A 19,630-nucleotide genomic window follows, 5' to 3' on the forward strand; every position below is an offset into this window, starting at 1 on the left:
ACTTTTTATTTCCCTTTACTCTATGAAGCTAAAATACTGCTCCATCAGTGTCTCTAGCTTTTCTTCTGCTACTTCAATCTGTCGAGTATATTCAAGCGCTTGCTCATAGTCTGAACCAGCTGTATGCAAATGCGCTCTTAGCTTTGATAGTTCTTGTTCAATGGCTTCAATATCCGCTTCCATTTCACGGACCTTCCATGGATTTTGATTGTTTTTTTGCACTTTATTCGTCTTTTGTTCCGTCCATTGTTTTACTTCTTGTTCTCTATGACGCTGTGCTTGCAACTGACGTTCTTTTTCCTTTTGGCGCTCTTGTCGATAATACTCATAATTTCCCACATAGGCGATGAGTTTTTGGTCACGTATTTCCACGATTCGTTCTGCCAATCGGTTCAGAAAATATCGGTCATGGCTAATAAAAATCAACGTTCCATCAAAATCAAGCAATGCTTTTTCAAGGATCTCTTTGGTCTTGATATCAATATGATTGGTGGGTTCATCCAGTAGCATAAAGTTCACTTTTGAAAGTACGATAATGCACAACATTAATCGAACACGTTCTCCACCTGATAGGGTCTCCACACGTTTAAACACATCTTCACCTTTAAACTCGTACTTGGCCAAACGTTGTCGAAGTGTTGTTTCATCCGAAGGATGATAATGTCTTAAGGTCTCAAGAACCGTACCCCCTTTTATATCAAAGGTTATATTTTGCTCAAGGTAGCCAACAACTGCGCTTGGACTAATGTGTTTAGAGTTTAAAATACTACGAATCAAGGTGGTCTTACCACATCCGTTCGCTCCAATCAAGCCGATACGCTCTCCTGCCATGACTTTGAGATTCGCCTGATCAATTAAAAGACGCTCCCCAATGGATACTGATGCATTCTCCATATTGAGCATACACTTACCCGCTTTAGTCTGGGTCTCAAAAGCCAACCGCATATGATTTGCATCCTCCACGGGTTTATCTATTTTTTCCATGCGTTCCAGACGTTTCTCCATAGACTGGGCCCGCTTGAACATTTTCTCATTATCACCTTGCTGCGCCCATATACGCATTTGTTTTGCCGCATCTTCCATCTGCTTACGCTTTTTTTGTTGTACTTCATAGTGCTTCACTCGATTTTCATAGCGCTCTTTACGTTCTATTAGGTAGTCTGAGTAGTTTCCGTGGTAGACATCTGTCGTGCCGTTTTTAATCTCATAGGCTTTTTGCATAACTTGATCTAAAAAATAGCGGTCATGAGATACGATAACAATGGATCCTTGATAAGCTTTTAGATAGTTTTCAAGCCACTGCGCCGTCTCAATGTCCAGATGATTCGTCGGTTCATCCAGTAAGAGCACATCCGGCTCTTCAAGTAATAGCTTTGCTAGCGCAACACGCATCTGCTCGCCTCCACTAAGCGTATCAAAGCGATGATTTAACAATTCTTCCAGCTGCATACCTATCGTGATTTTTGAGAGCTTTTCATCGATTGCATAACCATCCATTGTCTCATACTTCACCTGCAGCTGCCCAAGCTTATACATATTTTCTTCCACATCACACTCAGACTCAAGCAATCTTTGCATCTGCTGCATCGCTTCATAAATTTTTAGTAATTCATCGAATGCTTCAAAAAGAACTTCCCTCACCTTTTTTTGCTCATAGACAAGTACTTGTTGACGAAAATATCCTACTTTGATACCTTTTCGAATAAAAATCTCTCCATAATCATGCTTTTCTTCTCCCATGATCATTTTAAAAACCGTCGTTTTTCCGGTCCCATTGTCCCCAAGTAACCCTACACATTCTCCTTGCTTAACTTCTAATGAAACATCCGTAAACACCGGATTGCCAAAATATGTTTTCCCGATTGAATTTATTGTAATATCTAACATAAGTAACCTCTTTCTTCATCATGATTTTCTAATGAAATATTTTTACGTTTAACCATAAAATGGTTCAAAAAAAACAGCCTGCCTTCTATTGAGCAGCCTGTTCTACTTTCACTAGGAATCACGCATCGTGAAGAAAAAAGGACAGACTACTCCCGTAACTTAGCAAAACCGTGTACGATACCGGCTGCTGCAAGAGGGCTTCTGTCTAATTGGATACTTCTTCTTCGCTCTATTTGCATTGTATTCTCCTACATATATTTTTAATTAGTTTAGCATCTTAACGGATATGTGTCAATATCTATCGCTCTATCATATTCCTTTATACTGTTCTTTGACTTCATGATGAATAAGAACTGTAATCGCTTTTTCAGGACATAAATTGACACAACGATAACATAATGTACAGACACCTTTTTGTTGCACTCCATTCTCACTCATCTTCAAATTACGCATTGGACATCGACGAACACAAAGACCACATTGAATGCATGTCTCTCGAATTCGTACGTCTTTTTGTGCTTTTTTTTCCAATGGTCCTAGGTATGCACGTTGAGTTAAGAAGCCTAGATATTTTGAAACCACATTAAACCCTTGACGACGTGATTGTTGATTACATATAGCTTTTACATCTCTTCGAATTCTTTTTTTTACTTTTTTGATCCGCCGATCAATCTTTGGATGATTATTCACCGATAACACCGGTAAATTGCTAATATTGTTCGGCATCATTAGATGTCTTGCATAGATTACTTTGTGATTGATTCCCTCCAGTAAATCTGTAAATCGTCTCGCCCCATCTCCCGAAAAAACCATCTGAGTACAATAGATGATCATCTGTTTACCACTTAATTGGCGTCGATAAGTATCGATAAAGCGACGCATGATCATCGGTACATCTGAACAGTACACCGGATAGAAAAAAGCCACTGTTTCATTTTGATTAAGTATTCCATCAAAGTCCACTTTTTGTTCAATACTATACACCGGGCATTTCATGCATCCGGCAAAATATTTGGCTGCAAATTGTGTGTTACCTGTTCCTGAAAAATAAATAACTACCATTAAATCCCCCATCTCTAACGTTAAATCCATCGTTTTACTGTTCGTCATTAATAATATAGGTTTTTCGCTCGCTTCCAATATAGTATATCATCTCATTGTCGTCCACCCACTTGGGTTGAAACATATTGGTCATTGCTGCATCCACCATAATTTGTTCTTGTGTTTCTAGATTATAGAGATGCAGTGTCGTCATGCGTTCGCTATCCATATATTGTTCAAAGGCCATTATATCTAATATCACGGGATAATCACTATATACAACCCATCCCGTATTTGGATTTAGACTATATTCCTGGGTTTTAAACTCCATATCCTCATATAACCTTTGTTCCCAAGTGTTTGTATCCACCGCAACATATGCTACCGTAACAAAGGTTTTATTAAGACAATACCATAGTGTCGTGGCGTCCCTCGACCATTGTTCCAATTGGATATCATAATATCCTCTGTAATGTTCCGGTTTTTCAATCGTTGTTATCTTTGCCCCATCTGTATTGAGTATATGAATCACATTATCAAGCTCAACAGCAATCCATGCATTATTCGAACTCACTCGAAAATCCAGTCCTTGCCCTTGTGCAATGAGTTTTCTATCGTCATTGGGGCTAAAGCACCACAATTCATCTGTCCATTCTATTTCTTGGTCGCTACGCCTATATAATGCATAAGTCCTATCGCCATGTTGTTCAAAATTATGATATGCATTGCTCCTAAAAAAATATTCATCTGTCTCTTGTGCTCGTTGCTGAACTGGCTGTACAGCTCCTGTTATCTGCTCACTATTGAATGCGCTGTTTGACACACAAGATGCTATCGTCAAACTGCAAATAACGCTCAGTAAAATGGCTTTTATTTTCATCATCAGACCCTCTCTCATAAATGAAAAACAAATACATACACTTTAACACACCTTAAATTTAGTTGTAAATTAATGGATGAAATTTATTATGAAATTTTTGCATTGTAACACTACCTATTCATCCCCGTTATTATTTTTTCCCTTCACTATATATTGTATCACAAAATTGTAATTCTACCAGCAAAAATTATGCGTATCAAAAGACCTCTTGAAGTTTTTTTCTCCAAGAGGTCTTTTATAAGCCTATGAAAAACTTAATCTTGTGTCATTTCTGCGGAACTTGTACATACGTGATGTCTTGCCACCCATCTTTTCAGCTGATTCAGGTGTCAACTATTGATTCCATACAAATTCTCATTCACCATCTAATGCTTGTACTCGCGCTTCTGAAACAGAATGCGCCCCTTTGGTATATACACTTACGACGTCTATCTGCTCATCGTTACATCACTAGTTTCTTTGATCCGTTCTTTTTCTACATCAATAATCCACACCATATGGTGCCAATCTTCTCCCCAATAATCTTTTAATAGATATGCAGGTTCTCCGAATTTTTTTAGCCATATTTTTTGTGCTGTTTGGTAGCCACTGTCAAAGCATACTTCGTGTATGCCTCGGTTCGAAAGCTCATTAAACATCGCCCTTAGCATCGCTTTTCCAATGCCTCGTCTATGATAATCCGGGTGAACAAACACAGTTCCTACCTCCGGCATGTGACTAAGCTCGCCATTCGTACATTCATTCATAAAATCATCGGATGGTCCATATTCAATACTTGCAATAATCTCCTCATCAATTTTTGCAATCAAAAAGCATCGCTCTTGTCCTTTCGTTTTAAAAGATTGTTCAAGATATAGACGCTTATCTTCAATCTCTTCATTCAGTAACTCCACCGCATCCTTGATACCATTTGTCTCAAAAGTGTATCGTAACACCCGTTCAAAAAAACAATTGATTTTATCTCTGTCTTCATATAATGCCTTATCGATTCGAATATTTTCCATAATACGCTACGTCCTCCTGTTGTCGACCTTTACACTCTCTTTTTTGTTTGTATTAAGAGCCATTTTATAATAATACATAATTTTTTTTAATATTGCAATAAGATATAAATTTTAATAATTATTTCAATAGATTTTAAGATTTATCTGTTAAAATAAGTTTATAACCGATAATTATACAGAAATCTAAAAAACAGGAGGACAATATTATGAAGCATATTCCGATTATGTTAGCACTCGCACTAAGTGTAAGCCTAACAACATTTGATGATAATACAGTACAGCATACAAATACTACCAGTATTACTGAGACAGCATCTGTTACGATAAATACAATAGAATCTAATGAAATAAGCAAACAATCAAATGGAAAGGTAAAACAATGAAAATCAATAGACTCGACATTGCAAAGCAAATTATAAATGATAATATCAATGACCCTTCGATGACAGAAGCCGAGAGATTCAACGCCATCCGTCAGCAATTATTGCCAATCCAAGAGCTGATGTCTTATTATCGGTGCGCCATCATGGAAGTAGAGACAAAGTTTAATGTACTTAATGAGGAGATGTCGATTCTATATGACCGTAATCCTATTGAATCCATAAAAAGCAGAGAAAAATCTTTTGAAAGTATTTTTATGAAATTACAACGTAAAGGTCTGCCTATGACAGAAGCTTCTATCGTAAACCATATCAATGATATTGCAGGGATACGCGTTATCTGTTCCTTTCAAGAAGATGTCTATAAGCTCACAGATGCTTTGCTTCAACAAGATGATGTGACATTAATTCTCAAAAAAGATTATATTCGTCACCCAAAGAAAAATGGCTATCGAAGTATGCATTTGATCATTGAAATTCCTATTTTTCTTGCTGAAGCAAAAAAGATGATGCGGGTTGAAATTCAGCTAAGAACTATTGCCATGGATTTTTGGGCAAGTCTCGAACACAAACTTAAATACAAGCAAGATGTTGAAAACTCTGCCCATGTTATCCAGGAATTAAAGGATTGTGCCGACATCATTGCACAGGTTGATCACCGAATGGAGGCCTTAAGACATGAGGTTAGTTTAAACCCTAAAGAGCGTACACCCTAATTAATACGCTCTAAAGTTTCGATAATTTTTTGTTTTTCTCCGCTTGCATTTGTCGCCAAGCGGAGTATTTTTAAATCAATTTTTTTCATAATAGAATCTTTAATTCGATCACGTTCGTATTGCTCCGTTCCTTTTTTATGATAATCGTATCCGTCCACTTCAATAACTAAAACGGGACATGGGTACAATATGTAAACTTTTTAGACGCTTTATTTTTATCTGATATAGACACTTTGTATTTTATCATAGAACTACTGGGTCATCTCATATTTTTCAATAAAATAATTAGATGATATGTGATAAAACATACTTTTATCAATCTTTTTAATTAATTCTATTTGTTGCTGATTATTATTCATGTTTTTTAAGACAAAAAGCATATTATACTTATCTCCATCTGTTCCAATAATGTCAAACGCAACTATTTTCACCTTAATATTCAAATCTTTCTCAAATTCTTTTATCAATGAACTTTCATTTTTTATCAGTAGCTCGTTCATTTGTATTGACTGTATGTAATCCGCATGGAAGAGTGCACCTAAAGAATAACTAAGATTAAAACTACTAAAAAACAAAATACCAATAGGACATAGGAGTAAAAGAATTAAAATATTCAATATTTTGTTTTTAATAGATGCTTCTTTTTCTTTTTTAAAACCACCCTTTAATGTGTTTTTCCTTTTTTTAAAAACTTTGTTTTCTATCGGCGTTATCAAAAGGATATCAAAAATGGATATTGCAAAAAAGGAAGTGTAAAATATATTGATACTATGCAGTGTAAATACACTACTTTTCTTAAGAATTATTATAGAAACCAACGTAATTATAAAAATTGTTATTTTTAACTTATTCTTTCCAGTAATCTTCCCATCCTTATCTTTTAATAAGATATTTAAAATCTCAGGTAAAATGAACAGCAGTATTAGAATGGAGGCTATAATCAATTCTTGCAATTTACTATCTTTAAATATCCAGATTATAATCATTGATAAATGGAACCACATTACAATCAAATGAAAAAAATACCTAGTCGATAATTGTGCAACCCCTTTATAATACAAAAAGAAGATACCTGCAATAAAGATCAGCATAAGAATGAGTATCATCAAATATATACTGGTCTTTGTTCCATATATAGACTGCATAGTTAATGTTATAAAGAAATAAAAAATTAGCATAGATATAAAAGCTGTAGCAAATTTTTTTTTCACAACTAAGTATGCGGTCCAAGTTGAGACAACAATTATAATTATGTATTCAATCCCAAACACAATATTCATTTCTGTAGAAAAACTAGTATAATCTAAAATCATGTCCTTAGACATTGCAAAATCATTTATAACACCAGACAAAATAATTCCATTATAAAAAAAACGACCTGATAGTACCAAAATAGTACCAATAACACTAAACACAACTGTAATTAAAAATCCTAAAAGCAAGTCTGTATGCTTTGTAATAAATGCCAGTATTTTTTCTTTTGAAATTAACACTCCTATTTCTTTATTATCCATCAATACCTCTCCCCGTATATTTGCTCTTTCCTCATCTTCCAATTTCATAGACTACAAATAAGATATATCTTTTCTTAAAGCTTGTTCATACCCTAATAATAAAAGCATACCTACAAAATAGCTTATAACGTCACGAACATCGAAAACACTGCCTAAAACAATGGTTGCTATCGGATATTGATCTAGTCCAAGAAGTTGGGTAAAATTAACTAACTGCAGGAACTCGATAGCAACCGCAAACCCAAACAGATAATAGGGCAATCGCTTAGTCGGTTTTCCTATAAATGCCTTGATAAAGCTATACATTAAGAACATGACAATAACATCCCCGACATAGGGACGGATAAAGTCGTCATGAACATAAATAGCTATGATAACTTCAAGTATAAAAAATATACTTGCCAAAATAAAGTATTTTGGAGAAAATCGAAATGTCTTCATAATGTGTTTCCTTTCTTTTTACTTCACTTTTATAACATTAGGTATCCCGTTATCTAACATTAATCTATAAATCTCCACGTCGCTATATTTGAGCAGATTTCTTAATGCACTCATATATACATCTGGAAAATCCAAACCACAAAAAACTGCTTTTAACGAATTATTTATGTTGATGAAATAGTCGGGTTTTTTATTATCGGTCAATAAGAGTAGTCTATACTCAAACTCGTCTCTCCAATCACTGTTCTTCGTAAAAAACAAGTCTTCCCTATACTTAATCAAGTGTTCTGATATAAAAAACTCTCTGAAATCATGTAGTGCGCCTTCGTTGAGCTCAATGTGATACGCTTGACGCATATCCGATGAAGAATCCTTGTATTTAATATCGCCCCGATATAACTTAAACGAACTGTAAACCTTCTTGATATCCATAACCAAACGATCGCGGGAAAATGCCAGGCATAAGCCACGATGCAGATCGCCATACTGTGCCCACATGCGCATCTTAAAAAAACCGGTCTTGTAGTATAAATCTGCATCTAGGACCGAACTCCCTGTCTTGGTAATAACCCCAGCATTTTTAGAAAAACATAAAAGCTTACTCTCATCTTGACGAATACAGTTCACTTCTTTTTGGTAACGATCATAATCAATCAACGCTTCATCGATAGAATTACGATTTGTCCAATTCAAAGATAAAGATTGATACCCTCTCTCATGCGGGTCATTCACATTTTTAAATGATGAAAATCTTAACTGCATGGCTGTCAATATCAGTTCCATTGCTGTCTCAAGTCTTGTATAGTGAAACAACATGTCCGTTCCAAAATAACGTTCTTCAATCACCTAATCCCTCCTTGTCTCAATTAGCTGTCCATCATCTGCTTTACAAACTCTATAGAATGTTAAATAAATGTGGCACCTCCTGTATAGAATTTGACCACCTACATTACTCATTGGCTATCATTTTCACTTAAAAACCTAGCCGTATTGATATTTCTAACTGTCATGAATGGATACACCTCGTGCCCCACCAATTTATTCAGCTGACTTTTATTTTGATTTTCTCGCAACACATGCCACACAATTGCCCCCTTAATATATATAAGGTCCAGGTATTCACGTTGCATCGGTAATGTCATCAAGGTTTTCTCTGCATCAATCTCAGGAAATAAGTATGCCACATCTGTCTTCTGCTCTTTGTTATTTTGCCACTCTTTTGGAATAGCCGCAAGGATTGCCTGCATCTCTTCCTGACTTTTGACAAGTATAGGAATCGCGAATCCAAACTCCTGTTCAACGGCCTTGGTAAGACTTTTCTCAATATGTGTTCGGTCATCATCAGAGTCAAATAGCGCGTTACCTGAATTAAGATATGTCATAACATTAGAATACCCTAAAGATACGAGAAGATTCTTTAACCGCTTCATCTCAACTTTACGTCTTCCACCGACATTGATGCCTCTTAACAACGCTATATATCTCATAGTTTCCTCCTAATACTAAGGCTTCTGATAGGTTTTCATTAAGTCACACCTTATCTTTTTTGTTAACTTTGAACGTTACCATACTCGATTCAAATCATCTGAATAAAATGAAATCGCTCTATTAAATTTTTCTATATCTTTATCCGAGGATGAGTTTGCTAACAACTTTAATAATATGCTTACAGATTTTTCATACTCTTTAAGATTATATAGTGTCATTGCATAAAATACTTCTAGTGCCTTATTGTCATATTTATCAATGCTACTTTCTAATAAAGTCTTGGATTCATTGTACTGACCTATGGTTCTATATGTACTCGCCAATCCGATGATTGCTTCAACTTGATCTTCTTCACTCAATCCTAACGATATAGCTTTTTCATAATACGCAACAGCTTCCTTTTCATACTCCAAAACATCATAACACCACGCTAACTGATAATTTACTTCTGCATTTTCATTATCCTTGTTTAACAACAATTTTAAAATATCAATAGCTTCTTCTACCTGCCCATTTTCTCTATATTTAATTGCTCTATCTAGTTCATTCATACTTTAACTCCTTTCTATCTATATTTTTGGTAAAATAGATTTGAATATTTCGGCAAAACAAATTAAAAAGTAATTGCCAGTACATTCACAATCAAATATCCTTTTAAGTACACCACATACTTGGAAGGAGCGAGAGGACGTGCTGACAATTACTCAAATAGATTATATACGAAAACTGTACTTTGATAAAGGACTTTCTGTAGATGAAATCCATAAACGTACAAATCATGCCAGAAACACCATCACTAAATATCTTGAAATGGAGGATTTTAACCCTCCAAAATACGCACGAACTAAGGATCGTAAGTCGGATCTGATTAGACCCTTTGTCCGTCAGATTCTTCTGGAGAACAAGAATAAACGTAAGAAACAACGTCATACGGCAAAACGTATCTACGATAGAGCCATTCAAGAAGTGCCTGATTTATGCCTTGTAACCGAAAGAACCATGCGATACATTGTTGCTGAGGAAAAAGCCAATAATTTATACCGAAAAAGAATGCTTCTTAGACCTTAATCATCCAGGTGGTGAAGCTCAAGTTGATTTTGGTGAGATTGATGTCTATAAAGACGGCAAACTCATCAAAGCCCACGAGTTCGTAATGACACTTCCGGCAAGCAATGCTGGGTTTTGCCAAGTTACCTTCAGTGAAACCATGGGAGCCGTTTGCCAAAGTATGGAAAAAATCTTTGAACATATCGGAAAAGTACCCAAACGCATCTGGTTTGACCAGATGGCAGCTGCCTGCCTACGGCAGAAAGATGTCAACGGAAATGTTATTCCTAATCCGAGGTTTCATGCCTTTGCTGTTCATCATGGTTTTGACATTGTCTTTTTGTAATCCTTATTCAGGGAATGAAAAAGGATCTGTCGAAAACAAAGTCGGTTACTTCAGAAACAATCTATTCATACCTGAACCGGTTATTAATGATATCAATGATTACAATCAACATTTTTTAAAACGTTGTGATAAAAATAATCAGCGTTATCATTATAAAATACATGCATCAACATTAGCATCGCTTCTGATTCAGGAAAAAAAGCTAATGCATGATACCAACCTTACTCCCTTTGATTATTCAAAGGAAGTAAAATACAGATTATATAAAAACGGTCATATCAAAGTTGATTCTAATGAATACTCTGTTTCACCACAACACTGGCAAACCTACGTAGCGACACTTGATAAAGATAACTTACGTGAGGCTTTATATTTCCTCAAACATTGTCTTATTGAAAAGGATATGGCCTTCGCAAATGAGGTTGTTAAAGAAAATATGAAGCAGCACGTTATGGAACCGGAAGCAGTGAACGATTTATGAAAAAGCTTAAAAAGGCAGATCTGCTTATATTAGATGAATGGGGATATCTTCCACTTCATCAAGAAGGTGCCAGGTTACTCTTTGAAGTCATTAGTATGTGTTATGAACAAAAAAGCATTATCATAACAACAAATATTGAGTTCAGTCATTGGAAAAACTTTCTTTTCGATGAAAAACTAACGGCTGCTATTATCGATAGAGTCATCCATCATTCGCATTTATTAGTATTTGATGGTCCCAGTCACCGAAAGCAGAATGCACTTTTAAAATAGTAACCCATTAACCGAATGTACTGATCAAAATGTTTTGCCATTTTATTAAAATATCTATTGCCAAATACAATTTAAGTGTAGCAAAATCGAATTCCATAGTAATATAGGCGTAATTAACTCATATATATGTTAGTTTATCTTAAAAAATGCTCATCGTTTCCAGTCATATTTAGTACGTACTGTTGTATTTATAAACGCATTCAAGCCGTCTCCCTGTTGCGCTAAAACTTTCATACGTTCAACATTATTTACACCTGCACTCTTATACGAATAACAATATACGCCACCACCTTTAAATTGAACTGTTACAGAATCGTGTCCAATTTCATACGATTGAACACCTGAATTTTTGTCAACATCTTTATATTTAATCATCTTTCCATCTCCTATCAATGAGAAACTATCACCTATATTACTATACAATTGTCAAGGAAAAATCAAGAATTAATATCAAGATCTAATCCTCTTTGTGCTATTCAACATGTTCACACTTTGGGCATGGTGGAAATTTATCAGAAACACCGCTTAACACAACCTTATCTCCGTAATCACTTATTTAAACAACACAAAAATTCTTTAGGAAAAATTATATGTTACACAATGTCTAAAAACCGAACATCTCGTCAATGTTGTTGGCTCTTATCTTTATTGTATTATCATTACCCTTTTTCTTGTCACTTCGTGCTGTTCCATAAATATCAAAATCCCAATGGCCTTTAATAAATCTAAGCTTTAGTGACTGTGGCTTATACTTGTCCTTGCGTTCCAAATCAATACAACTTCTTACAGTTTCCCTATCAAGTAGTAAGAGTTTGCTTTTATTTAAATCTTCTTCTCCACATATACAGCAAAACACAAATGTTCTTTCTGTCATTAAAATTTCATTTAATTCGTCTACTTGATCTTCTGTGTATGGAAATGACCATATCTTACGATTATTCGCCTTACTTTTACTAGTAGGTTTACCAATGTACTTCACATATACACGGAAGTCCCCCTCGTTTGTTGTAAAATCATATACTTTGCGACCAACAGTATTACGACCTTCAAACAATGCAGGTTTTACTCCATTATTTAGGACATATGATAAAAATGCACCTGTGTAAAAATCTTCTTTCCGTAAATCCATAAATCTCTCCTTTCTTAAGCTAATTGAATGTTGCGGCTAGTGCTTCTATTATCGAAGTAAATGATTTCAGATAACGTTCCCGCAGTTCCCGACTTGTGCATCCTCCGATTTCCTGTACATGTTGGGAACTGGCGTGTTAGATGATGCTATCAATCGTCCTACAGAAACAATCTCCAAATCTAGCAATCGTGATTTCTTCTTTAGAACATTGATTAAAAGCCTAATACAATAAACAACAAGTATAATTATTAGAATAAGTACAGTAACTGCTATTAGTTGAAATATGACTTGGATTAATGTTTGAAAATCAAATCCTAATATTCTAGTATTATCCATATATAAATTCCTTTCAGTTTATAAAACAGATTGGTTTAATCAATTACACTCATATCTTAAATTTCAATTTGACGCTGAGTTAACTATTTATTCATAGTCTATATCGAATTACTAGAAGCACCAATTACAACGGTAGTAACTGGTACTTCTTACAAATGTTCTGTGATTTTTCCTGATGTGAATTTATATAGCTTTTTAAAGCTTTAATCATTCACTTGGAAATTTCAGAAAATTTTATCACAGATACTACAAGGGTTACCTCTTGTAGTAATAATAACTTTGTTTTGTTACGCACTGGGTAGGATAATGTAGTCCCCCACCATCAAATAGAATTTTCTAATTCTATTCCTCGCATATTAATCCTGCCTTAATGTATTCTGCCTTTAAAATCGAGTATACTACTTCATAATTATCATTCAGATACTCTATATCGATTAACTGGCTTTCATTGATTAATAAAGACTCTACATCCATCGCCTCAAAATCATAGGTCATATTTAACACAATATAATTACTCTCAATTTCACTACTATAGCTAAATCCACTAAAATCAAAAATTTCGTTAGAAAAGGTTTTATCCGCTAACTCCTTTTTCATTTTTAAATCATCATACTTGCCATCTATTAATTCGTATTTATCCATAACCACAGTTTTAATAACGATATCATCAATATGATAAACTTCAACCTGATATGAATTTTTTACCTTCGACTCGTAAATATTAGTCTCAGTAGGTTCTATGCTGAATTTAGAAATCACTTCTTCGTTTGAAGTACATCCACACAATATAAATATTACAAATATGCATATACTTAATATTTTTTTCATGTAATTAATCTCCTGGTCTTATTTTCACAGCCCATTTCCAACAGTTAACTGAAGGTCAAATCAAATTTTAACATTCACTATTTGCAATCACTTCATATCAACCTAATACTAGCACTACATGGACGTAGTGCGGAAACTACATGGTAGGGTTTCATCTAACGTTCCCGCAGTTCCCGACGTATATATTCTCCTTACTCCTGCACATGTTGGGAACTGGCTTGTTAGCTGGCGTTATAACCGCCCTCTGTGCAATACATTAATTATCATTAACATATATGCCAAATTTATCTCTTCCAACGATTATATTATTATGCCTTATAGTACATTGCATATAATGATGTCCTTTATAGGCTGTTGTTTCAAGACAATATAAAACCCCTCTGTATCTCTCTACTTCAAACTCTAATCCTGATTCCGAATTAGAAGCCTCTATGCCTCTGTTAATAACGCTCCATTCTATATCATAATCTTCAAAATTATCGAGGCCAAGAATAGAGAACTTTAAATCTATCCCTTTTTTAATGGATTTGCTATTGGCTATGTAATCCTCCAGGTTATTTGAATCTTCACCATATTTGCACTGCAATTCTATATTACTAAAAATGTCATTTTTAGGTACAAAGCTAAAAGTTCTAATATATTTCTCCCATTCAAATTGAAACATCTTATATCTCAACTCATTTCGATTTACTATGTACCTATCACTTTTAATCTCTCCATCAACTTGCTTCTTTTTAATGCTGATAAACTCTTCTGGAATATCTAAATGTGTTAAGATATTCTGTCCAATCATAATTTTATTAGCCGAACATTTACCTTGTAGTTTTGCAGCTAAATCAGTATGTAGACTTGTTGTTGTCGTTTCACTACAGTCACGTATTCCGTATTTTGACCATAAAACATCTTTGTCGTAACCAAGATCTAAACCTACCCTTAACTTGATTGGTTCAATACCTTCTTGTTCAAACTGAATCTTAAGGTGTTCATTTATATAAGCCTGTAAAATCGAACAAGCATTGAGCGCATTAATAACTGCATTGGATATGGTTGAGGCTCTATCGCCGAAATATCCGAATATAGCATCCCCCTGGAGCCTATGTACATGACCATCACACCCCTGAAAAATCTCTATAGCTATTGACAGAATACGATTTTTTATCATCCTTACTTTTGACAAATCATATTTAAAAGCAAGGTTTGTTGAACCTTGTATATCAACAAAAACACTTATTACATATTGGTTTACTTCTTCACCTTCACTCATCTCTAAAAAATCTGGATGTGTTCCAATTCTTTCATTATATTCTCCTGATTTGTTTAACAAAGTCCTAATATGTTCAGTAACAGATTTTCCAAGTCTAGGCACTAAAGCTGATTCAGAAAACGCTCTCTTTTCAATACCATGCTCTAGATCGAATGAAAAAATACTCCCTCCATCAGCTATATTAAATAATTCATTTAGATACATATTCTCCCCCCTACAATGTACAAAATAATATTAATATCCACGGCATTACTGCACCAACAATGAAGACTATTATTGATGCTCTCAGGATATTATGTTTATCAGTTGAAATCTTAGCTACTTCAACTATCTGACTTACTATATCATCTTCAAATGAGTACCCATCTGATGATATATATTCTTTATAGTATTGATGTCCCTTTTTTGCTATTGTTCTGATACAATAAAGTTGTAACACCAAGAGCGAGTTTGATGATATAATTCAAACTTGAAAAGGAGTTACGATTATGGCAAATAACAAATATGATAAGGTCCTCCAGGACAAAATTATCCGTCTTCATCTTGAAGAAGGAAGAACCATCAAAAGTTTAAGCGACGAATACAACTTAGGTAATGGCACACTCAGATATTGGCTGAATAAGCACCGTGAAGAATGCAAGAACAACCCACAGTTACAAAGCGAAACAAATCAAATGCTTGAAATTCAACGCTTGAAGAAGGAACTTGCCGAGACCAAGAAAGAGAATGATTTCTTAAAAAAGGCAGCAGCATTCTTCGCGAAGGAAATCGACTAAAGAAGTACGAGTTTATTCGTGAGTATCATCTAGAGTTTGGCGTAAACTGGTTGCTAAATAAACTTAGCCTTTACCCAAATGACTACTACAATTACCTAAAAGACCGCAAAGCAGCCTATCGTCAGCAAAAAGAAACATTGAAGCAACAGATCAAAGATGTGTATCACGAACTTAACGGAGCCATTGGTTACCGAATGATCTGCGATTTACTGAACCGTAAAGGGATTCAGTGCTCTTATGGTACCGTTTATTCATACATGCGTGAAATAGGCATTAAAGCCATTGTACGTCGCAAGAAGAATCCGTATATCAAAGGTTATCAGCATCACATTTTTGATAACCTGTTAGGACAAAACTTTACTGCTGCAAAGCCTAATCAGGTTTGGTGTACCGATTTTACATACCTTAGTCTGAAGAATGGTTCTAAACGCTACAATTGTAGCATTATCGACCTATATGACCGCAGTATTATAGCTAGTCTCAACAGTAAATGGATTGATTCTAACCTTGCCATAGAGACCTTGGAGGTTGCACTAGAGGCAAATCCTGTAAGGGATGAATTGATTCTCCACAGCGACCAGGGGTCGCAATACGCCTCAAGGGATTTCATTGCCTACTGTGCTAATAATGAGATTACTCAAAGTATGAGCAGAGCCGGCAATCCGTATGACAACGCTCCGATGGAACGTTTCTATAATACATTGAAAACAGAGTTCGTATATCAGTACTCTTTTGAGACCGATGAAGATCTTAACCAAGGCATCTATGAATACATCTTCGATTGGTATAACCATCGTAGACCACACTCATATAACGGTGGTAAGACGCCATTTGAAATGAGACATTCAAACTAGCCACTGGTATGACAATTTTGCTTGACTAGAACATATAGTCATAAAAAACATTGCTGTATCAATTTCGTTTATATTCTTCTTAGACTTAAATATTGGATATATAGAATATAGTGAAAGTAATGCAGATATTATGATACTAACAAGGCTACAATATATAAGAAAACGTATAAAACAATTGCTAGTTGCAATATTTTCTAAAATACTATAGTTAGTTACCATGCCCCCTATTATAAAGGTATTAATTCCCAAAACTATTGTGGATTTTGTATTTGTATTTGATATGGAAGTATCAATTCTTTGAATAATAAATTTCATTTCCTCTATATCCATTGTTTTCTCCTTAATATATTTATTAGGTTACGAAGCAAAGCTTATAATGTTAGCTAACGTCCTGTGAGTTGACGACGTGGACATTCTTCCAATTTCCTGTCCATGTTGTCAACTCGCTGTTATGCGAAGTGATTAACGGTAGTTTCTGATAGACCTTTAACTGATAGATATAATCTTTTTATCTCTTCTATAGACATATCAACAATTGGTTCATACATAAACGAATTAATATGTATATTCTCAGATGTAATTATTAGTACCTTATCAATAATCTCCTTAACCTTTTTATCTTCATCTGTTGAGTCAAAGGTAATCAGCCCTCTTAATTCTCTGGTTTGATTTCCAGGAATCTGATTAACCGCTGAAGTATCATCTATTCTTTTTATCATATACTCTTCCGTAAGAAGTCTACATGCCATTGATAAAGTAATCTTAAATTCGATCTGTTCCCTGCGAATATCATTAGTAATAATCCTCTCTGATTCACTCTTGATTAAGTTAATTACGCTCTCATCAGTACGCTGCTCAAACTTAGATATATCTCTTCCCCAAGCAGCACAATATATGTCAATTAAATCCCTAATAAGAATATCATTGGTATTCTTAATCCCCTCCGCTGAATTGTTCTTGATATGCAGTAAATTCGTCAACTGATTATACAACTGTGAGTGTCTTCCCTTTGTATATTCTATGATATTTCTCACAAATGGAATTGCTGAAATATAAATGATATTATCTTTATAAACTCGATTCCTCCATGAATCGAAAACATTTTCAAAATATTGACCATGTTCTAGTATAAGTTCATCTTCACTTCGTACAACAAAGTGAGAACTCCTCTTAATATTTAGCCTACCTGCAACAGTCCTATAGAAATCAAAATTGTGAGTCAATATAATTGGATAAAACAAATGCTCTTCAACGATATCTTTAAGATACTCGATAATTGCATACTTGTTTCTGTAATCGAATGAATCTGCAACATCATCAAACACCAAAAGAGTTTTATTACCTATCTCTTTCCTAGCTGCAATCTCAAACAGAATATTCAACAGATATAGAGCTTTCTTCTCGCCATTACTGAGTCTAGAAATCAATTGCTGTTCAGTGATAACTGTTTCTTCACCCCTATTCTTATATTTAAACGTTACTGATGGAACTTCACTTCTCAATACAACATCTTCTTTATTAACAATAATAATTTCGAATGGCATATTATTGAATCTACTATTAAATTCGTTAACAACTGTATGCCATCTTGAGGATTGCATTTTTGCTTTCTCAATAATTTCCTTAATTCTAAGCTTATTAGCCTTATAGGTTGTAACCATATCCTGAAAAACATCATAATTCATAAGCAAATATGACAACCATAATTTCCTCTTAAATTCTTCAAAATCCATTAATTCAGGTATTATATCTTTGTTATCTCTTATAGTTTCTCTCAAGAATCTTAAGGCTTGGTTCTTACTCAGGAGCTTGTCAATTTCATTGAATTCTGCTGATAATTCATTATCAATAATTCTTCTCTTTTCCTCTTGGATCACAGCCTTGAACTCATCTTCTCCAATGGACACCTCATTTCCACTCAAAACGACTCGGTGATCTGCTTTAAAGAAACCATCCTTTGATAGAGATTTTAGAACATTTTCAGCATTGGTATGATTAAAATCACTCTGAAAAACCTTAGATTCACTTAGCAACTTCTCATATAAATCAATATACTTTCTAATAAGCATTCTTAACTTTTCATCACTAAATATTTTTTCTGCATCCGGTGTAATCAATTTACCATATTTAAAACTAGAGAAATCATCTATATTTTCTTTAGGATATTCATCATATATCATCTCCAAGCTTTCATTGACATCCTTAGGTTTGAACTCAAAATCAGTTGCAAACAACCCAATAGAAGACTGCTTTCCTGCAGGCTTATCAATACACTTGAATAAGTAATCGACTTTATTTTCGATTTCATCGTGAAGCCTATCAAACTCCTTCTTTAAATCCTCATCAGCGAGTAATACGATAACATTCTCAGATTTATAACTTTCTGAATAAGAATTAATCACAAGTATCTCATCATCTCTTAAATCTGCTCCAGAAAAGCTATCTTTCTTAACAACTCTTTTGGTTACTCTTGATGGATAAATTAAATCCTTCGTCTCTCTACCTAAACATATGTCTTCTATTGTATTTGCAAACGATGTCTTCATAACACCATTAGGCGCATATATTAAATGTGCTTTTAATGAGTCATTATACTCAAACAAATGTGTTAATTTCGCGATGCCATAACAGTTCTCTAAATCTATATGTACTTTAAACATCTTTTCCTCCTCCAAAAATTAGTTGATCACTTCGCATAACGGACCGCCAGTTTACGACGACAGGGCGCTTACAGGATGAGCTTATGGCTGTGAGCTTGCGAACGCCCTATGCGATTCCGACTCGGTTTGCAATCTGTTTGACGTAAACTGGGTGTTATACGCCGCTTATCCTATTCTCTTCAGGTGGTCCATATCTCATCCTTCAGCTCGATTGCGTCAATATCCAATAGCTATCATCGGTTTGGACGCTCACGGAATCGAGTTGATGAATAAGTCGTCACCTTCG

Annotated in this window: 22 protein-coding genes; 7 read left to right on the plus strand and 15 right to left on the minus strand. The window is 34.7% G+C overall.

Going from position 1 to position 19,630, the window contains the following annotated elements:
* Positions 1-15: 15 nt before the first annotated feature.
* From QBE53_12955 to QBE53_12970, 4 genes are all read right to left on the minus strand, one after another.
* Complete coding sequence (locus QBE53_12955) at positions 16-1,887, minus strand: ABC-F family ATP-binding cassette domain-containing protein (protein ID WZL80706.1); 1,872 nt, start codon at positions 1,885-1,887, stop codon at positions 16-18.
* Positions 1,888-2,196: 309 nt separating this feature from the next.
* Positions 2,197-2,949, minus strand: coding sequence for an EFR1 family ferrodoxin (locus QBE53_12960; GenBank protein ID WZL80707.1), 753 nt, complete (start codon positions 2,947-2,949; stop codon positions 2,197-2,199).
* 34 nt (positions 2,950-2,983) lie between these two features.
* A complete protein-coding gene (locus QBE53_12965; protein WZL80708.1) occupies positions 2,984-3,811 on the minus strand; it encodes a hypothetical protein in 828 nt (275 codons plus the stop codon).
* A gap of 425 nt (positions 3,812-4,236) precedes the next feature.
* The gene (locus QBE53_12970) at positions 4,237-4,812 is read right to left on the minus strand and encodes a GNAT family N-acetyltransferase (protein ID WZL80709.1); all 576 of its coding nucleotides are present in this window, start codon (positions 4,810-4,812) and stop codon (positions 4,237-4,239) included.
* 206 nt (positions 4,813-5,018) lie between these two features.
* Between QBE53_12970 and QBE53_12975 the strand changes: the two genes are divergently transcribed.
* Positions 5,019-5,195 carry a hypothetical protein gene (locus QBE53_12975; protein WZL80710.1) on the plus strand — a complete coding sequence of 59 codons (177 nt, stop codon included), beginning with the start codon at positions 5,019-5,021 and terminating at the stop codon, positions 5,193-5,195.
* Between the two features lie 59 nt (positions 5,196-5,254).
* Entirely contained in the window at positions 5,255-5,908 is a 654-nt protein-coding gene (locus tag QBE53_12980) for a GTP pyrophosphokinase family protein (GenBank protein WZL83312.1), read from the plus strand.
* Here the strand turns inward: QBE53_12980 and QBE53_12985 are convergent.
* The 6 genes from QBE53_12985 to QBE53_13010 form a co-directional block, all read right to left on the minus strand.
* Positions 5,905-6,096: a DUF2726 domain-containing protein gene (locus QBE53_12985; GenBank protein WZL80711.1), complete on the minus strand. Its 192-nt coding sequence runs from the start codon at positions 6,094-6,096 to the stop codon at positions 5,905-5,907. The two genes, QBE53_12980 and QBE53_12985, sit on opposite strands and share 4 nt — an antisense overlap.
* Before the next feature lie 63 nt (positions 6,097-6,159).
* The gene (locus QBE53_12990) at positions 6,160-7,422 is read right to left on the minus strand and encodes a hypothetical protein (GenBank protein WZL80712.1); all 1,263 of its coding nucleotides are present in this window, start codon (positions 7,420-7,422) and stop codon (positions 6,160-6,162) included.
* A gap of 51 nt (positions 7,423-7,473) precedes the next feature.
* The gene (locus QBE53_12995) at positions 7,474-7,863 is read right to left on the minus strand and encodes a DUF2809 domain-containing protein (protein ID WZL80713.1); all 390 of its coding nucleotides are present in this window, start codon (positions 7,861-7,863) and stop codon (positions 7,474-7,476) included.
* A gap of 18 nt (positions 7,864-7,881) precedes the next feature.
* Entirely contained in the window at positions 7,882-8,709 is an 828-nt protein-coding gene (locus QBE53_13000; GenBank protein ID WZL80714.1) for a DUF2971 domain-containing protein, read from the minus strand.
* 107 nt (positions 8,710-8,816) lie between these two features.
* Complete coding sequence (locus QBE53_13005) at positions 8,817-9,350, minus strand: DUF1697 domain-containing protein (GenBank protein ID WZL80715.1); 534 nt, start codon at positions 9,348-9,350, stop codon at positions 8,817-8,819.
* 75 nt (positions 9,351-9,425) lie between these two features.
* Complete coding sequence (locus QBE53_13010) at positions 9,426-9,902, minus strand: tetratricopeptide repeat protein (GenBank protein ID WZL80716.1); 477 nt, start codon at positions 9,900-9,902, stop codon at positions 9,426-9,428.
* Positions 9,903-10,041: 139 nt separating this feature from the next.
* Here QBE53_13010 and QBE53_13015 point away from each other — a divergent pair, with 139 nt between their 5' ends.
* Genes QBE53_13015 through QBE53_13030 form a run of 4 tightly spaced genes read left to right on the plus strand, consistent with a single transcriptional unit; the run spans position 10,042 to position 11,497 of the window.
* A complete protein-coding gene (locus tag QBE53_13015) occupies positions 10,042-10,419 on the plus strand; it encodes a hypothetical protein (protein ID WZL80717.1) in 378 nt (125 codons plus the stop codon).
* Entirely contained in the window at positions 10,364-10,744 is a 381-nt protein-coding gene (locus QBE53_13020) for a hypothetical protein (GenBank protein WZL80718.1), read from the plus strand. The genes QBE53_13015 and QBE53_13020 overlap by 56 nt, the downstream gene beginning before the upstream one ends.
* Positions 10,719-11,225, plus strand: coding sequence for a hypothetical protein (locus QBE53_13025; protein ID WZL80719.1), 507 nt, complete (start codon positions 10,719-10,721; stop codon positions 11,223-11,225). Before QBE53_13020 ends, QBE53_13025 begins: the two co-directional genes overlap by 26 nt.
* On the plus strand, positions 11,222-11,497 hold the full coding sequence (locus tag QBE53_13030) for an ATP-binding protein (GenBank protein WZL80720.1): 276 nt from the start codon (positions 11,222-11,224) through the stop codon (positions 11,495-11,497). The genes QBE53_13025 and QBE53_13030 overlap by 4 nt, the downstream gene beginning before the upstream one ends.
* A 150-nt stretch (positions 11,498-11,647) precedes the next feature.
* Here QBE53_13030 and QBE53_13035 read toward each other — a convergent pair whose 3' ends face one another.
* The 4 genes from QBE53_13035 to QBE53_13050 all read right to left on the minus strand — a co-directional run bounded on the left by QBE53_13035 (position 11,648) and on the right by QBE53_13050 (position 15,258).
* Entirely contained in the window at positions 11,648-11,872 is a 225-nt protein-coding gene (locus QBE53_13035; protein ID WZL80721.1) for a hypothetical protein, read from the minus strand.
* A gap of 229 nt (positions 11,873-12,101) precedes the next feature.
* Positions 12,102-12,626, minus strand: coding sequence for a hypothetical protein (locus QBE53_13040; protein WZL80722.1), 525 nt, complete (start codon positions 12,624-12,626; stop codon positions 12,102-12,104).
* A gap of 678 nt (positions 12,627-13,304) precedes the next feature.
* Entirely contained in the window at positions 13,305-13,790 is a 486-nt protein-coding gene (locus QBE53_13045; GenBank protein ID WZL80723.1) for a hypothetical protein, read from the minus strand.
* 256 nt (positions 13,791-14,046) lie between these two features.
* Positions 14,047-15,258, minus strand: coding sequence for a hypothetical protein (locus QBE53_13050; GenBank protein ID WZL80724.1), 1,212 nt, complete (start codon positions 15,256-15,258; stop codon positions 14,047-14,049).
* A gap of 284 nt (positions 15,259-15,542) precedes the next feature.
* Between QBE53_13050 and QBE53_13055 the strand changes: the two genes are divergently transcribed.
* Positions 15,543-16,684, plus strand: a protein-coding gene (locus tag QBE53_13055) for an IS3 family transposase (GenBank protein WZL80725.1) whose coding sequence is annotated in 2 segments (ribosomal slippage) — positions 15,543-15,798 and positions 15,798-16,684 — 1,143 coding nt in all. Because the reading frame shifts where the segments join, the coding sequence is not laid out codon by codon here.
* A 449-nt stretch (positions 16,685-17,133) separates the two neighbouring features.
* On the opposite strand, the gene QBE53_13060 is transcribed toward QBE53_13055, so the two are convergent.
* Positions 17,134-19,344 (minus strand): hypothetical protein, encoded by a 2,211-nt coding sequence (locus QBE53_13060; GenBank protein ID WZL80726.1) that lies wholly within the window; start codon positions 19,342-19,344, stop codon positions 17,134-17,136.
* Positions 19,345-19,630 lie beyond the last annotated feature (286 nt).

Source organism: Vallitaleaceae bacterium 9-2 (genome assembly GCA_038396585.1).
In the GTDB taxonomy this organism is placed as follows: domain Bacteria; phylum Bacillota; class Clostridia; order Lachnospirales; family Vallitaleaceae; genus UBA1351.

Bases quoted from the DNA above. Each gene is read 5' to 3' on its own strand.
- QBE53_12995 (WZL80713.1), bottom strand. From the start codon at position 7,863: ATGAAGACATTTCGATTTTCTCCAAAATACTTTATTTTGGCAAGTATA.
- QBE53_13045 (WZL80723.1), bottom strand. From the start codon at position 13,790: ATGAAAAAAATATTAAGTATATGCATATTTGTAATATTTATATTGTGT.
- QBE53_13040 (WZL80722.1), bottom strand. From the start codon at position 12,626: ATGGATTTACGGAAAGAAGATTTTTACACAGGTGCATTTTTATCATAT.
- QBE53_12980 (WZL83312.1), top strand. From the start codon at position 5,255: ATGACAGAAGCCGAGAGATTCAACGCCATCCGTCAGCAATTATTGCCA.
- QBE53_12975 (WZL80710.1), top strand. From the start codon at position 5,019: ATGAAGCATATTCCGATTATGTTAGCACTCGCACTAAGTGTAAGCCTA.
- QBE53_13050 (WZL80724.1), bottom strand. From the start codon at position 15,258: ATGTATCTAAATGAATTATTTAATATAGCTGATGGAGGGAGTATTTTT.
- QBE53_12990 (WZL80712.1), bottom strand. From the start codon at position 7,422: ATGGATAATAAAGAAATAGGAGTGTTAATTTCAAAAGAAAAAATACTG.
- QBE53_13030 (WZL80720.1), top strand. From the start codon at position 11,222: ATGAAAAAGCTTAAAAAGGCAGATCTGCTTATATTAGATGAATGGGGA.
- QBE53_13035 (WZL80721.1), bottom strand. From the start codon at position 11,872: ATGATTAAATATAAAGATGTTGACAAAAATTCAGGTGTTCAATCGTAT.
- QBE53_12965 (WZL80708.1), bottom strand. From the start codon at position 3,811: ATGATGAAAATAAAAGCCATTTTACTGAGCGTTATTTGCAGTTTGACG.
- QBE53_13025 (WZL80719.1), top strand. From the start codon at position 10,719: ATGGTTTTGACATTGTCTTTTTGTAATCCTTATTCAGGGAATGAAAAA.
- QBE53_12955 (WZL80706.1), bottom strand. From the start codon at position 1,887: ATGTTAGATATTACAATAAATTCAATCGGGAAAACATATTTTGGCAAT.
- QBE53_13010 (WZL80716.1), bottom strand. From the start codon at position 9,902: ATGAATGAACTAGATAGAGCAATTAAATATAGAGAAAATGGGCAGGTA.
- QBE53_13060 (WZL80726.1), bottom strand. From the start codon at position 19,344: ATGTTTAAAGTACATATAGATTTAGAGAACTGTTATGGCATCGCGAAA.
- QBE53_12960 (WZL80707.1), bottom strand. From the start codon at position 2,949: ATGGTAGTTATTTATTTTTCAGGAACAGGTAACACACAATTTGCAGCC.
- QBE53_12970 (WZL80709.1), bottom strand. From the start codon at position 4,812: ATGGAAAATATTCGAATCGATAAGGCATTATATGAAGACAGAGATAAA.
- QBE53_13005 (WZL80715.1), bottom strand. From the start codon at position 9,350: ATGAGATATATAGCGTTGTTAAGAGGCATCAATGTCGGTGGAAGACGT.